We start from the raw sequence: 14,833 nt of genomic DNA, 5'->3' as shown, positions 1-14,833 counted from the left end.
ATTGCCGGGCGCGAGTCTAACATCCTGCGGCAGCGCGGCAATGCCGGGTGGAAGATAAACCGCACCGGTAACCATTTGCCGAAGGCCGACAGGCCGCTTGAACCGCCGGGGCGCCCGTGCGACGCAAGGGCAGAACAAAATGACAGCAACAAGACCGCGGTATGTGCGCGGGAGAAATTCGGGGCGGGCCATGGCACGACGCATCATTATCGACACGGACCCCGGACAGGACGACGCGGTCGCCATCCTTCTGGCCCTCGCCTCTCCCGAGCTAGAGGTGCTGGGGATCACCGCCGTCGCCGGCAACGTGCCGCTGCCCCTGACCTCGCGCAATGCCCGCATCGTCTGCGAGTTGGCTGGCCGCACCGACATCCCCGTCTTCGCCGGCTGCGACGCGCCGATGACGCGCAAGTTGGTCACCGCCGAGCATGTGCACGGCAAGACCGGCCTTGACGGCCCCGAGTTGCCCGAGCCGGTCATGCCGCTGCAGGAGCGCCACGCCGTCGACTTCCTCATCGAGACGCTGCGCGCCGAGCCCGCGGGCTCGGTCACGCTCTGCCCGCTCGGTCCGCTCACCAATATCGCCACCGCCTTCCGCCGTGCGCCGGATATCGTCGAGCGCGTGCAGCAGATCGTCCTCATGGGCGGCGCCTATTTCGAGGTCGGCAACTACACCCCCGCCGCCGAGTTCAACATCTACGTCGATCCCGAGGCCGCGGCCGAGGTCTTCGGGGCGGGCATTCCGCTGGTGGTCATGCCGCTCGACGTCACCCACAAGGCCCTTGTGACCAAGCCGCGCAACGAGGCGATCCGCGCGCTCGGCACGCCGGTGGGCAAGGCGGTGGCCGAGATGACCGATTTCTTCGAGCGCTTCGACCTGGAAAAATATGGCTCGGAGGGAGCGCCGTTGCACGATCCCTGCGTCACCGCTTATCTCTTGGCCCCTGAGATCTTCTCGGGCCGGCATATCAACGTCGAGATCGAGACCACTTCCGAGCTGACCCTCGGGATGACGGTGGCCGACTGGTGGGGGGTCTCGGGCCGCGCGCCCAACGCCACCTTCATCGGCGATCTCGATGCCGACGCCTTCTTCACCCTGCTCACCGAAAGGCTGGCCAAGCTATGAAATCCCTTCACCTCGCCGGCCCCGACGATCTCGAACGGCTGCTGCCCATGGTCGCCAGCTTCCAGGCAGAGCGCGGCACAGAGCCCGACGAGGCCCGGATCACCGCCGCGCTGACGCCGCTGCTCGAAGGCGCGCCGCAGGGCGCCGCCTGGCTGATCGGACCGCGAAAGGCGCCTGTCGGCTACGTGGTCGTCAGCTTCGGCTGGTCGGTGGAGAGCGGCGGGATGACCGGCACGATCGACCAGCTCTACATCCGCCCCGCGGTGCGAAGCCGCGGCATGGGCAGCGAGGCGCTGTTCCAGCTCACCCAGGCGCTGCGCCAGGGCGGGATCACCGCCCTGCAGATGGAAGTGGACCGCGAGGACGAACACCTGCAGCGCTTCTGCCGCCGCGCCCGCCTGCAGGACCGCGGTGCCGCGCTGATGCGCTGCGCGCTCTGAGCGGCGCGCCCAGACCGCCGCACTCTCTCCGGGAAGCCCCCCTTTCCCGGAGCGCCTCCTCTGCCTATCTGGACTGTCATGACCCTCTCGATCCCATTCGACAACAGCTACGCCCGCCTGCCCGAGGCCTTCTACGCCCGGATTACGCCCGCCCGCGTCGCCGCTCCGAAGCTCATCGCCTTCAACGCCGAGCTGGCCGGGGAGCTCGGCATCACCGGCGCCGAGGACCCGCTCCTCGCCGCGATCTTCGCCGGCAACACGCTTCCCGAGGGCGCTGACCCGCTGGCCCAGATCTACGCCGGCCACCAGTTCGGCGGCTTCTCCCCGCAGCTTGGCGACGGGCGGGCGCTGCTGCTCGGCGAGGTGCTCGACAAGGCCGGCATCCGCCGCGACATCCAGCTCAAGGGCTCGGGGCCCACCCCCTTCTCCCGCCGCGGCGACGGGCGCGCGGCGCTGGGTCCGGTGCTGCGTGAATACGTGCTCTCGGAGGCCATGCACGCGCTTGGCGTGCCGAGCACCCGCGCGCTCGCCGCGGTGCGCACCGGTGACGACGTCTACCGCGAGACCATCCTGCCAGGCGCCGTCTTCACCCGTGTCGCCTCCAGCCACATCCGCGTCGGCACCTTCCAGCTCTTCGCCTCGCGCCAGCAGTACGCCGACCTTCAGCAGCTCTACGAATACACCCGCGCGCGCCACTATCCCGAGACCACCACCCCCGGCGAAATGCTTGCCGCCGTCTGCCAACGGCAGGCCGAGCTGGTGGCGCAGTGGATGTCGCTCGGCTTCATCCACGGGGTGATGAACACCGACAACTGCACGCTCTCGGGCGAGACCATCGACTATGGGCCCTGCGCCTTCATGGACCAGTACCACCCCGACACGGTCTATTCCTCGATCGACCAGCACGGGCGCTATGCCTACCAGGCGCAGGCCGACATCATCGTGTGGAACATGGCACAGCTCGCCACCGCCATGGTGCCGCTGGTCCAGGACCAGGACGCAGCGGTGGCCGAGTTCACCGAGATCATCAACGCCATGCCCAACCTCATCCGCGGCGCCTGGCTGACCCGCTTCGGCGCCAAGCTCGGCCTCGCCGCGCCTCAGCCCGAGGACGCAAGGCTGATCGCCGACCTCCTGCAGATGATGCAGGCGGGCGGATCGGACTTCACCAACACCTTCCGCGGACTGGTCACAGGCTCCGCGCGCGACGAGATCACCGACCGCGCGGCCTACGAGCTCTGGCATGCCCGCTGGCAGGAGCGCATCGCCTCGGAGGAGGCGCCCGAGGCGCGGATGCGCGCGGCCAACCCCGCCTTCATCCCGCGCAACCACCGCGTCGAGCAGATGATCGCCGCGGCGATGGAGGGTGACGAGAGTCTCTTCCACCACCTCAATGCGGTGCTCTCCCGGCCCTACGAGGACCAGCCCGAGGCCGAAGAGCTGCGCCGGCCGCCCCTGCCCTCGGAGGTCGTGCAGGCGACGTTCTGCGGCACCTGACCCAAGAGCCGGCACGGCTGGCAACTCCTTCGTAGAAGCGCGCAAATCCGCCCATCCGGGAATTTCCCTTCCCCAACGTCACCGCATCCGGCAAGCTGGCGGCGAATTCAGCCTCGGCATGCACGCAGAAGGGAGCGGAAAGATGAGTCTCATGGGAACCCTGGCGAAGATCGCCATCGGATATGCCGCCGCGCGCGGCGTCGACCGTCTCTCGGGAGACCAGGGCCTCGGCACGCTGATCGGCGGCAAGGCGCAGATCCCCGGCTCCGAGCCCGGCACCTCGCTGCAGGCGCAGATGGGCAAGATGCTCGGCGGCAGCGGCAACCCGCTCGGCGCCCTCATGGAGCAGCTGAAAAAGAGCGGCTTCGGCTCCATGCCAGGGATGGAGCAGGCCGGCCAAGCCGCCAGCACCGGCCTCGCGGGGATGCTCGCGGCGGCGGCCAAGGCGGCGAACATGGGCGGCAAGAACCTCGGCGACATGCTCGACAAGATGAGCGCCACCCAGGCCGCGCCAGAGGCCGAAAGCGCCGCCGGCCTGATGCTGCGCGCGATGATCCAGGCCGCCAAGGCCGACGGCGAGATCGATGCCGCCGAAAAGGCCAAGCTGACCGATACGCTGGGCGCCGATGCCTCGCCCGAGGACATCGCCTTCCTCAAGGCGCAGCTCGCCGCCAAGCTCGACCCCGAGGCGCTGGCCAAGGACACGCCCGACGCGCAGAAGACGCAGGTCTATGCCGCCTCGCTGATGGCGATCACGGTGGACACACCGAACGAGGCCGAATACCTTGATCGTCTCGCCAAGGCGATGGGGCTGCCGGAAACCGCGGTGAACGCGCTTCACATGCAGATGGGCCTGCAGCCGCTCTACGCCTGACACAGTCGCCGGTCCTCCGGCCCTCAAGACCGAAGGCCCACATGCAAAGACACCCCTTCTACGGCCTGGGGCTCGCCACCCTCGGCGCGCTCGTGCTGACGCCCGACACGCTGCTGATGCGGCTCTCGGGCATGGAGGGGCTGTCGATGCTCACCTGGCGCGGCATCGCGCTCGGGTGCACCTTCTGGGCGATCTTCCTGCTGACCTCGCGCGGGCCGCGCAACCTGCATCTGCTGCTGACCCGCCCCGGGCTGACGGTGATCGCCTGCCAGAGCGCCAATGCCGCGCTCTTCTCGCTCGGCATCGCGGTGGCGCCGGTGGCGGTGGTGCTGCTGGCGGTGGCGACGATGCCGGTCTGCGCGGCGCTGCTGTCGCGGCTGCTCTACGGCGAGCCCACCAGCCGCGCCACCTGGATCACCATGGGGGCGGTCCTGCTCGGCATCGGCCTTGCGGTCAGCGGCAAGGGCGATCTTGCGGCCAGCCCCGGCACGCTCATGGGGGCGCTCTGCGGCTTCGGCGTCGCGCTCACCCTCGGGCTCAGCTTCGTCACCCTGCGCCACGCCCCGGCGCTGCCGCTGATGCCCGCCATGGGCTCGGGCGCGCTGATCTCGGGGGTCTGCGGTCTGGCACTGGTGCCGGCGGGCGCGCTGACCGCGGGCCATGTGCTGCCGATCCTTGCCACCGGCGCGGTGATCCTGCCGGTCTCCTTCTTCTGCCTCAGCTCCGCCTCGCGCCACACCGCCGCCGCCAATGTCAGCCTTCTGATGCTGCTCGAGACGGTGCTCGGCCCGGTCTGGGTCTGGGCCTTCCTCGGCGAAGCGCCGAGCCCGCGCATGCTGCTCGGCGGCGCGCTGGTGGTCACCAGCCTCGCGCTCTACATCCTGACCACCCGCCGCCGCGCCCCGCGCCCGGCAATGGTGCCTCCGGTGGGTTCTTCTAGGTCCAAGTATCCCGGGGGTGAGGCGCGCAGCGCCGAGGGGGCAGAGCCCCCTCTTTCCTGAAAGTCCCGCCGACCGAACCGGTTCAGCCGACCAGCAGGTTCACCCGCCGGTTCTGCTTGCCCTTGTTCTCGATCTTGCCGAGCCGCAGCTCGCCGATCTCGCCGGTGCGCGCCACATGGGTACCGCCGCAGGGCTGCAGGTCGATCTGACCTTCGCCCTCGCCGATCCGCACCAGCCGGATCCGCCCGGCGCCGCGCGGCGGCTGCACGCTCATGGTCTTGACCAGCTCGGGGTTGGCGTCGAGCTCGGCCTCGGTGATCCAGCTCTCCGAGACCGGCAGGTCGCGCGAGACGAACTCGTTGAGCATCACCTCCAGCGCCTCGCGGTCCTCGGGGGGGCTCGGGCATGAGAAAGTCGAGCCGGCCCTTGCCGGCGCTGATCTGCCCGCCGGTGACCGGCAGCGGCAAGGCAACCGACAGCAGGTGCAGTGCCGTGTGCACGCGCATGTGCTTGTGGCGGCGCTCCCAGTCGATCACCTGGGTCACCCGGGCGCCGACGTAGGGCAGCGGCTTGGGCTCGGCGGGAACCAGCACGATGGTCTCGCCCTCGCCCTTCACCGCCGTGGCGATCTCGATCTCGCCGCCCGGCCAGCGCAGGCGCCCGCTATCGCCGGGCTGGCCACCACTGGTCGCGTAGAAGAGCGAGGCATCGAGAATGATGCCCCCCTCCTCGGTCAGCCCGATCACCTCGCCCGGCGCCTCGCGGCGGTAGGCGTCCTCAAGGAACAGTCGTTCCGTCAACTCGCTCTCCTACTTGTCTTCCGTCCCGGTGCCCGGGAGGTCCTCCCCCCCCGCCGCCGGTCGTCTCGCCCTGTCGCTCACCCGCGGCGCCCCCTTCGACGCCTTCCGGCCGCGGCCTCTCGCGCGAGGGATACAGCGCCTCGGGGTTGCGCAGCCAGATGTCACGCTGCGCAAAGGGCACCTCGATTCCCTCGGCCACGAAACGCGCATTGATCTCGTGGTTGAAGTCCGAGAGGATTCTCACCTTCTGGTTCACGTCGCGCACGATGGCGCGGATCTCGAACTCCAGCGAGTCCGCCCCGAAACGGGCAAAGACCACCGAAGGCTCGGGGTTCAGCAGCACCATGTCGTGCTCTCGCACGATGCGCAGCAGGATGTCCTCGACCTTGCGGGTGTCGCTGCCATAGGCGACGCCCACCGTGGTGAAGACCCGCCCGATGACGTTGCCGCGGGTGAAGTTGGTCACCGTGCCCGAGATGAAATCCGAGTTCGGCACGATCACGTCGGTGCGGTCGAAAGTTTCGATCCGCGTCGCGCGCACCGAGATATCCTTGACGATGCCCATGTTCGAGCCGACCTCGATCCAGTCGCCCTGACTTATGGGACGCTCGATCAGCAGGATGATCCCCGAGACGAAGTTCTGCACGATGTTCTGCAGGCCGAAACCGATCCCCACCGAGAGCGCCGAGATCACGTAGCCGAGCGCGGTGAGGTTGATCCCGGCTGCGGTGATCGCCATGACCGCCGCCAGCATGACCCCGGCATAGCCGAGGCCCGAGATCACCGCGTTCTGGCCGCCGATGTCGAGCTTGGTTTTCGGCAAGATCGAGCTGCGCAGCCCGCTCTGCAGCAGTCGGGTGATGCCGTAGCCGACGGCGAAGACCGCGAGCATGGTCAGGAAGCTGGTCGGAGAGATCCGCGCGTCGCCCAGCAGGAAGCCCTCCTGGAAGCGGGCCCAGAGTTCGGTCAGATCCGCGACCCGCGCGCCCCAGATCAACGCCAGCATCGGCAGCGCCAGAACGATCAGCACCACGCCCGCGAGCACGGTGATCAGGCTGTCGTCCGGGTTCTTGCGGGTGATCAGCGCGTAGAGATCCTTGACGAAGCGCTGCAGCACCAGCACCAGCGCCAGCAGCGACAGCGACTGCACCGCAGGGAAGACCATGCCCTGCCCGACCCGGTGATAGCCGACCGCCGCCATGATCGGCCCGAAAAGCGCCAGCAGCATCGACAGCCGACCGATCAGACGTGCCAGTTGCATGCGGAAGGTCGAGCCTTCCAGCAGCGTGCCGTCGCCCTCCTCGGGCTCCGCCCGGCTCAGTCCCGACAGGATGTGCCCGAGCCGGAACAGCATCAGCGCGGTGAGCACGATCAGCGGGAAGTCGAGCACCGCATTCGTCGCGTCGGAGAAGTCGAAGATCTCGGACAGCGTCTGGCCCATGCCGCGCAGCACGAAAAGCAGCGCGAGGATCGACGAGTAGAGCCAGGCCTCGGTGCGCTGCCAGTTGGGCAGCGGCATGGTGGCGATCTCGTCGTCGCTGTTGAAGCTCTCGCCCGCCAGCCAGCGGATGTAGAGCAGCACGAGCCCCCAGATCGGCACGCTGTACAACAAGACGGTGAGGTTCTTGCCCGGAAGCCCCGAGATCATCGCCGCCACCACCAGCAGGATCAGCCCGCCGAGCGGCACCACGATCGACCCCAGCGAGGCGACAAAGCGCCAGACGCCGGTGCCCCGCCGCGTGCGGCGGCGCAGCCATTCCTCGATCCGCCGTACCCAGGCCGGGCCGCGGATCACCAGAAGGCCCGACAGGCCGACCAGCAGGATGATCACCGGAAGGTTCTCGCGCGCCGCAGCACGCTGGCTCTCGGAGGAGATGTTGTCGCGCACCTCCTGCACCAGCGAGGCGCCCGCCGCGACCACGTCGTTTGCCGCCGGAGCCCAGAGCTGGAAGTTCAGCGGCGACGGTCCGAGGGTCAGCAGGCGGCTGGTCTGCATCTCGCGGATCTTGGTATCGATCTCACCGATCAGCCCGTTGGCCTGCGTATAGGCTTCCTGCGCGCGGCGCACCGGCGCCTGTGCGTCCGTGAGCTGCTTGTTCAGGTCGGCCCGCCGCTGGGCAATGTCCTCGGTCTCGCTCTCTCCCTCGGCTGGCGCCGGGCCGAGCGTATCGAGCTGCTGCTGCAGAGTCTCGATGCGCGAGGCATTGGTGCTCTCGGCGCGCAGGAAGCTGTCCCGCCAGCCCGCGACCTGACTGCGCAGGTCCTCGTATTGCTTGACGGTGACGTCCTCGCCGTCGAGCAGTCCTTCGGCCTGCTGCGCAAGCGTCTCCCAGTTGCCGTAGTCGAGCTCCTGCGACTGCGCGACAGAGAGGGTCGCGCAGAGCAAGGTCACCGCGACGGCGGCAAGGAGACGCCGGATCAGCGCACTCATACGTCCTCGAAGACGCCGGGGATCGAGGCGGGCGAGCGGTCAAGCCAGCCCGGCACCGGCAGATCGCGCGAGCGCAGGAAGCTCGGGTTGAACAGCTTGGACTGGTAGCGCGTGCCATAGTCGCAAAGCACGGTGACAATCGTGTGCCCCGGGCCCATCTCGCGGGCCATGCGGATCGCGCCGGCCACGTTGATGCCCGACGAGCCGCCGACGCAGAGACCTTCTTCCGAGAGCAGGTCAAAGACCACCGGCAGCGCCTCGGCATCAGGCACCTGGTAGGCGAAATCGGGGTTGAAGCCCTCGAGGTTGGCGGTGATCCGGCCCTGGCCGATGCCCTCGGTGATCGAGTCGCCCTCGGACTTCAGCTCGCCGCTGGTGTAATAGCTGTAGAGCGCCGCGCCCATCGGGTCGGCAAGGCCGATCTTCACGCCCTTGGGCTGCAGCGCACCCGCAACCCCCGCCAGCGTGCCGCCCGAGCCCACGGCGCAGATGAATCCGTCCACCTTGCCGCCGGTCTGTTCCCAGATCTCTGGGCCGGTGGTCTCCACGTGGGCGAGCCGGTTGGCGACATTGTCGAACTGGTTGGCCCAGATCGCGCCGTGCTTCTCGGTCTTGGCAAGCTGCTCGGCCAGACGGCCCGAGTAGCGCACGTAGTTGTTGGGATTGCGGTAGGGCGCCGCCGGGACCTGCACCAGCTCGGCACCGGCCAGACGGATCATGTCCTTCTTTTCCTGCGACTGGGTCTCGGGAATCACGATCACCGTGCGGAAGCCCATCGAGGCGCCGACCAGCGCGAGGCCGATGCCGGTGTTGCCCGCGGTGCCCTCGACGATGGTGCCACCGGGCTCGAGCAACCCCTTCTCCACCGCGTCCTTGATGATGTAGAGCGCCGCGCGGTCCTTTACCGACTGGCCGGGGTTCATGAACTCGGCCTTGGCGAGGATCTCGCAGCCCGTCATCTCGCTGGCCTTCTTCAGGCGGATCATCGGGGTATGTCCGACGGCCTGCGCCAGATCCTGTGCCACGCGCATGGGTATCTCCACTTCGTTCGTTCTTTGGAGGTCAGGTGTAGGGCGGACGCCGGGTGAACTCAAGCCGCCGAACGGAGCCGGTCACGCGCACGTGCCAGCCACAGGAGCATCATCGCCAACGGCCCGGCGTTGACCTCGCCGCTCTCGACGAGATCCATGGCGGCCTCGAAAGGGAGCACATGGCTGCGGATGTCCTCGTTCTCGCTGTCGAGCCCGTTGATCCCGCCGCCATGATCGCCAAGATCGCACAGCCCGAGGAAGCAATGGAAGAACTCGCTGGTGTAGCCCGGCGAGGCATAGACCCGCAGCATCGGCTCGAGGGTGCTGAGGTGCAGCCCGGCCTCCTCCACCGCCTCGCGGCGGGCGCAGTCCTCGGGGCTTTCGCCGGCATCGACCAGCCCCGCGACCGGCTCGAGCACCCAGGGGTGGCGGTCCTCGCGCAGGAGCGGCCCGTAGCGCATTTGCTCGATCAGCAGCACGAGGTCGCGCTTCGGGTCATAGGGCAGCACCAACGCCGCATCATAGGCGACAAAGCCCTCGCGGTGGATCACCTCGGACATGGACCCGTCGAAGCGCTCATGTTGCAGGGTGAAATCGCGCATCCCGAAGAAGCCGTCATGGGCGCGCCGGTCTGAGAGGATGCGCACGGCGCCCTCGCGGGTGCGGTCCGAGCGCAGCGTGCAGGGAGTCTCGCGCGCCGCCAGCGCCCGCGACCAGGCGCGGGCCGCAAGATAGGGCCGGATCCGGCGCACGACCTCGGCGGGGCGCCTGTCGTAACCGAGCATGATCTCACGCGCGATCTCGCAGCCCAGCGTGCCATTCCGCGCGCTCCAACGCGCCGCGTCCCAGGGGCTGCCGTCCGCCGCCGCGTCGATCCGGGCGAACACCGGCCCGGGCTCGCCCGGAGAGGTGACCTCAACAAAATCGCCAGCCTGCCAGCCGGTGAAATAGCACAGGCGCGCGAGATCGGCCTCGTTCAGCTCGAGCAGCACCCCCGAAGCCTCGCCACCGGGCGCCACGCAAAGCAACGTCAGCCGGTCGGCGCCGCCCTGCGGTTCCAGCACCGCGTGGCCGGGCAAAAGCGCCGCAGAGGTCTCCACCGGACGGTCCAGCACGATTTCGAGCAGGGCCGGATCCGCCAACGCGCCGGACAGGAAGACCTTCATGCTGTTTATCTCCAGTTTCGCGAGGCCAACTCCGCCAGGGCACCGGACAGGACCGCGCCCAGGACCATCAGCCCGATGAACCCTCCGTCCAGCAGATGGGCCGCGAAATCAAGGCCGAGTTTGAAGATCGCGACGAAGGCCTCGGCCGGGCCTTCGTAGCGGTGCCGCATGGCGAGCCGGAACATCTCGTAGATCGCCTGCGCCAGGACCCCCCAGAGTACCAGCATGGCAGTGGCAGTGATCCCGGCCGAGATGCCATTTGCCATGCCGCGCCCGACCCGCGTGCCCAGCACACGCCAGCCCGCGGTCAGCCCGAGCAGTACGTTGAGCCAGAGGAAAATGCCAAAGGCCGTGGTCTCTGGCATGAGCCGGGTCATGATGTAGCGTGACCCGATGAAGGCAAGAAACGCGAGGCAGAGCGCCGCCACGAGACGCGCAGCAGTGGTCATCTGTTTTTCCCCCAACACTAATTAATTGTTTGTGGTCAATAAACGCCGCGTGTCCCCCGGGCGCAAGATGGCGACACTCCGGAGGGAGGCCACATCATCCTGTAACAGTAGAATGACCCGGAATGCGCCATTTTTATGAAATTCTGATGCCCTGCGGCGTCAGAAGTCCCGGTTTTCATAAGCCGCCAGCGCCGCCTCTCGGCCCTCGCGGGCCGAGACCACCGGCTCGGGATAGGCGTCCGAGCCCGCCAGCCCCCAGCTTCGCGGCACCGCGCAGAAATACGCGAGTGCGCTCTGCGGCGGATGCGCCTGTCCCTCGGCGATCCACTTGCGGCGGTACGCGCCCTTGGGGTCGAACTTCTCGGCCTGGGTCTCAGGGTTGAAGACGCGGAAGTAGGGCGCCGCATCCGGCCCGCAGCCCGCCACCCATTGCCAGCCCATCGCATTCGACGCCGGATCCCAGTCAATCAGGCAGTCATCGAACCAGGCCTGCCCGACCCGCCAATGCACCATGAGGTGCTTGGTCAGGTAGCTGGCGACGATCATCCGGGCACGGTTGTGCATGTAGCCGGTCACATACATCTCGCGCAGCGCCGCATCGACCACCTCGATGCCCGTGCGCGCCTGCTCCCAGAGCCGCACCTCGCGCAGGCGGCGGTCCTCCTTCCACGGGAAAGCGCGCCACTCCTCGCGCCAGTTCTCCTCGAGGATATGCGGCGTGTGCCACATCAGGTGGTAGGCAAAGTCGCGCCAGGCCAGCTCCGCCAGGAACTTGCTCGCCCCTGCCTTGCCCTCGGCCTGCGCCCGCAGCCCCGCGTGCCAGCAGCGCGCCGGGCTGATCTCGCCGAGGCTGAGATACTCGGACAGGCGCGAGGTGCCGTCCACGTCGAGCCGGTCGCGGGTCTCGCCATAGTCCGCCACCCCATCGCGCATGAAGGTGCCGAGCCGCACCTGGGCCGCCTGCTCGCCCGCCGTGACATGCTTGGCCAGCACCGCCGCCCCGCGGTTCATCGCCGCGCCAAGCCCCCAATTCGCCAGCGACGCGCTCTCCGGCCAGCGGCCGGGCGCGGCAATGCCGGAGGGCGCAGAGACCGGCTCGGGCACCTCGCGATCCTTCACCGCGCGCCAATAGGGGCTGTAGACCTTGTAGAAGGCGCCCTGCTTGGTCTCCACCGTCCAGGGCTCGAACAGCAGGTGCCCGGCGAAGCTTTTTGCCTCGAGCCCCTCCTCCCTGATCCGGGCCTTCACGTCGGTGTCACGCTCGACCGAGGCCGGATCATAGGCGCGCTGCCAGTAGACCGCCCCCGCCCCGGTTTCGCGTGCCAGCTCGGGGATCACCTCGCGCGCCGGCCCGGCCCGCAGGATCAGCCGCGACCCCGCCTCTTCGAGCGCCGCCATAAAGACCTCGAGCCCCCGCTCTAGCCGCCATTTCGGGGCCGCCCCCAGCGCATCGACCGTGTGGTCGCGCAGGAAGACCGGGATCACCGGCCCGCCGCGCGCCACCGCCGCGCTCAGCGCGGCATGATCCGACAGGCGCAGGTCACGCCGGAACCAGACTAGCGTGGGGGAAACATCACTCATGGAACCTCCTGGGACCTCCGGTCTCGCGGGGAAACTGGCCCGTCCGCCGCTCCCGTCAAGGATCTTGGCACGGGCATGCCGTCATCTTCACTTTGCGAATACGCCTATTGCGCCAGACTGGATCAGCGCCAAGATCGGAAGCGCGCAGATTCGCCCCCGACCCGCCCTCGGGAAAGGGCGCCGAACCGCACGAGGAGGAGCGCCATGCACATCAGAACCGAGGGACCGGAGGAGGCCGCGGCGATTTCGGCGCTCACCACCCGGGCGTTCGAAGCGGCCGAACATGCGGATGGCAGCGAGGCGCTGATCGTCGAGAAATTGCGCGCCGCCGGGGCCCTGACCGTCTCGCTGGTCGCCGAAGAGGATGGGGCGCTGATCGGCCATGTGGCGGTCTCGCCGGTGGAAATCGGTGGCCATCACGGCTGGCAGGGGCTGGGGCCGATCTCGGTCGCGCCGGAGCGCCAGCGCAGCGGTGTCGGCACGGCCCTCATGCGCGCGGCGCTGGCCGAGGTGCGGGCTTCGCATGCACCGGGCGTGGTGCTGGTGGGCAACCCGGCCTTCTACGGACATTTCGGCTTTCGTCAGGCGCCGGGGCTGCAGCTCGATGGCATCCCGCCAGAGGTGCTCCTCGCGCTGCCCTTCGGCCCCGAGCTGCCTCAGGGCGTGCTTGAGTTCCATCCCGCCTTCGGGCTGGACTAGCGGCCCGTGCAAAACGAAACGCGGGCCCCGAGGGGCCCGCGCTTTGTACTTCCAACGCTTGAGATCAGAGCCGCCGCTCGGCCTGAAGGCCACGCCAGATGGCGACGCACATCACCAACAGCACCAGCGTGAACGGCAGGCCGGTCGAGATCACCATCGACTGCAGCGACGACAGGCCGCCCGCCGAGAGCAGCAGCACGATGGCCACCGCGCCCTCGAAACAGGCCCAGAACACGCGCTGCGGTACCGGGGCATCGACCTTGCCGCCAGCGGTGATCGTGTCGATGACCAGCGAGCCCGAGTCCGAGGAGGTCACGAAGAAGACGATCACAAGAACCACCGCGAGCACCGAGGTGATCGAGGACATCGGCAGCGCCTCGAGCATGGCAAAGAGCGAGAGCGGCGGGTTGTAGCTGTCGATGACATTGGCCTTCACCAAGCTGCCCGCCGGATCGCTCAGCACCTGGTCGATGGCGACGCCGCCGAAGACCGCCATCCACAGCACGCAGACGAGGCTCGGGATGATCAGCACGCAGGTGATGAACTCGCGCACGGTGCGGCCGCGGCTGACGCGGGCGATGAACATGCCGACAAACGGCGACCAGCTGATCCACCAGGCCCAGTAGAACGACGTCCAGCCCTGCACGAAATCGGTATCCTCGCGCCCGATCGGGTTCGACAGCGGCACGAGATCGACGATGTAGGCCCAGAGACCTCCAAGGAAGTCCTGGAAGATCAGCAGCGTCGGGCCGACCAGCAGCACGAAGACCAGCAGCGCCGCGGCGAGCACCATGTTGATCTCCGAGAGCACCTTCACGCCGCCGTCGAGGCCGCGCACCACGGAAACCAGAGCGATCGCGGTGATGAAGGTGATGATCACCACCTGCATGGTCGAGTTGATCGGCATGCCGAAGACATGGTTGAGACCGGCGTTCACCTGCTGCGCGCCGAAGCCGAGCGAGGTGGCAAGGCCAAAGAGCGTGGCAAAGACTGCGAGGATGTCGATGATGTGGCCCCACCAGCCCCAGACGCGCTCGCCAAGCAGCGGGTAGAAGGCCGAGCGCACGGTCAGCGGCAGCCCCTTGTTGTAGGAAAACAGCGCCAGAGCCAGAGCCATGACGGCGTAGATCGCCCAGGGGTGCAGCCCCCAGTGGAAGATCGTCGCGGCCAGGCCCATGGCCTTGGCCGCCTCGACGTTTTCGGGGATCAGGTTGCCATCGGCGTCGAAGGGCGACGGCACGCCGAGAGGTGCGCTGACCGCCATGTGGTACACCGGCTCGAGCACGCCGAAGAACATCAGGCCAATCCCCATGCCGGCGGCAAAGAGCATGGCGAACCAGCCCGCGTAGCCGTAGTCGGGCGAGGCCTCGGCGCCACCGAGCCTGACCGAGCCGAGCGGCGAGACGATCAGCACCAGGCAGAAGATCACGAAGATGTTCGCTGCACCGAGGAAGAACCAGTCGAAGGTCTTCGTGGCGAAGGAGAACAGCCAGCTGAAGATGCTGCCCGCCTGCTCCGGCAATGCCAGCGTGTAGAAGACGAAGGCGACAACGACCACGCCCGAGATCCCGAATACGGGATTGTGCACGTCGAGCCCGAATGGCCCGATCTGTGCCTCGAAATTGTCCTGACCGATCTCGTAATCGGTCTCGATGATCTCCGATGCGCCTTCGGGCGCCGGGATCCCCTGGTCCGCAGTGTCATTCTCTGCTGCGTCACTCACGCGTGGACCCTCCTATTCTTGATTTTCATTCAACTTGTTACGGGCTGCCGCTGGCGGCACGCTCCGGCCTTAAGG

General features: G+C 68.0%; 12 protein-coding genes and 1 pseudogene. 6 read left to right on the top strand and 7 right to left on the bottom strand.

Going from position 1 to position 14,833, the window contains the following annotated elements; genetic code table 11:
- The first annotated feature begins 190 nt into the window (after window positions 1-190).
- From CLG85_RS02695 to CLG85_RS02675, 5 genes are all read left to right on the top strand, one after another.
- Window positions 191-1,126, top strand: a complete 936-nt coding sequence (locus CLG85_RS02695; protein WP_095881939.1) for a nucleoside hydrolase — start codon at window positions 191-193, stop codon at window positions 1,124-1,126.
- Entirely contained in the window at window positions 1,123-1,566 is a 444-nt protein-coding gene (locus tag CLG85_RS02690; RefSeq protein ID WP_095881938.1) for a GNAT family N-acetyltransferase, read from the top strand. Before CLG85_RS02695 ends, CLG85_RS02690 begins: the two co-directional genes overlap by 4 nt.
- A 78-nt stretch (window positions 1,567-1,644) precedes the next feature.
- A complete protein-coding gene (locus CLG85_RS02685) occupies window positions 1,645-3,063 on the top strand; it encodes a protein adenylyltransferase SelO (RefSeq protein ID WP_260348400.1) in 1,419 nt (472 codons plus the stop codon).
- 142 nt (window positions 3,064-3,205) lie between these two features.
- Window positions 3,206-3,937 (top strand): DUF533 domain-containing protein, encoded by a 732-nt coding sequence (locus CLG85_RS02680; RefSeq protein WP_095882577.1) that lies wholly within the window; start codon window positions 3,206-3,208, stop codon window positions 3,935-3,937.
- Window positions 3,938-3,978: 41 nt separating this feature from the next.
- A complete protein-coding gene (locus tag CLG85_RS02675; RefSeq protein WP_141244571.1) occupies window positions 3,979-4,938 on the top strand; it encodes a DMT family transporter in 960 nt (319 codons plus the stop codon).
- Window positions 4,939-4,960: 22 nt separating this feature from the next.
- Here the strand turns inward: CLG85_RS02675 and CLG85_RS02670 are convergent.
- From CLG85_RS02670 to CLG85_RS02645, 6 genes and pseudogenes are all read right to left on the bottom strand, one after another.
- Window positions 4,961-5,678, bottom strand: a pseudogene (locus CLG85_RS02670) (alanyl-tRNA editing protein).
- Complete coding sequence (locus CLG85_RS02665; RefSeq protein ID WP_260348399.1) at window positions 5,656-8,109, bottom strand: DUF3772 domain-containing protein; 2,454 nt, start codon at window positions 8,107-8,109, stop codon at window positions 5,656-5,658. Before CLG85_RS02665 ends, CLG85_RS02670 begins: the two are co-directional and overlap by 23 nt.
- Complete coding sequence (locus CLG85_RS02660; RefSeq protein ID WP_095882574.1) at window positions 8,106-9,140, bottom strand: cysteine synthase A; 1,035 nt, start codon at window positions 9,138-9,140, stop codon at window positions 8,106-8,108. Before CLG85_RS02660 ends, CLG85_RS02665 begins: the two co-directional genes overlap by 4 nt.
- Window positions 9,141-9,199: 59 nt before the next feature.
- Window positions 9,200-10,306, bottom strand: a complete 1,107-nt coding sequence (locus CLG85_RS02655) for an NUDIX domain-containing protein (RefSeq protein WP_260348398.1) — start codon at window positions 10,304-10,306, stop codon at window positions 9,200-9,202.
- A 5-nt stretch (window positions 10,307-10,311) separates the two neighbouring features.
- Window positions 10,312-10,755, bottom strand: a complete 444-nt coding sequence (locus CLG85_RS02650) for a TrgA family protein (protein WP_095882006.1) — start codon at window positions 10,753-10,755, stop codon at window positions 10,312-10,314.
- 159 nt (window positions 10,756-10,914) lie between these two features.
- Window positions 10,915-12,336, bottom strand: a complete 1,422-nt coding sequence (locus CLG85_RS02645) for a cryptochrome/photolyase family protein (protein ID WP_095882007.1) — start codon at window positions 12,334-12,336, stop codon at window positions 10,915-10,917.
- Between the two features lie 204 nt (window positions 12,337-12,540).
- On the opposite strand from CLG85_RS02645, the gene CLG85_RS02640 reads away from it, so the two are divergent.
- Window positions 12,541-13,035 carry a GNAT family N-acetyltransferase gene (locus CLG85_RS02640; RefSeq protein WP_095882008.1) on the top strand — a complete coding sequence of 165 codons (495 nt, stop codon included), beginning with the start codon at window positions 12,541-12,543 and terminating at the stop codon, window positions 13,033-13,035.
- A gap of 64 nt (window positions 13,036-13,099) precedes the next feature.
- On the opposite strand, the gene CLG85_RS02635 is transcribed toward CLG85_RS02640, so the two are convergent.
- Window positions 13,100-14,758: a BCCT family transporter gene (locus CLG85_RS02635; RefSeq protein ID WP_095882009.1), complete on the bottom strand. Its 1,659-nt coding sequence runs from the start codon at window positions 14,756-14,758 to the stop codon at window positions 13,100-13,102.
- Between the last annotated feature and the right edge of the window lie 75 nt (window positions 14,759-14,833).

It is taken from the genome of Alloyangia mangrovi (assembly GCF_002300555.2).
Classification (GTDB): domain Bacteria; phylum Pseudomonadota; class Alphaproteobacteria; order Rhodobacterales; family Rhodobacteraceae; genus Salipiger; species Salipiger mangrovi.
Note: the sequence above shows the minus strand (reverse complement) of the source record. Positions and strands in the feature narration are given on the sequence as shown.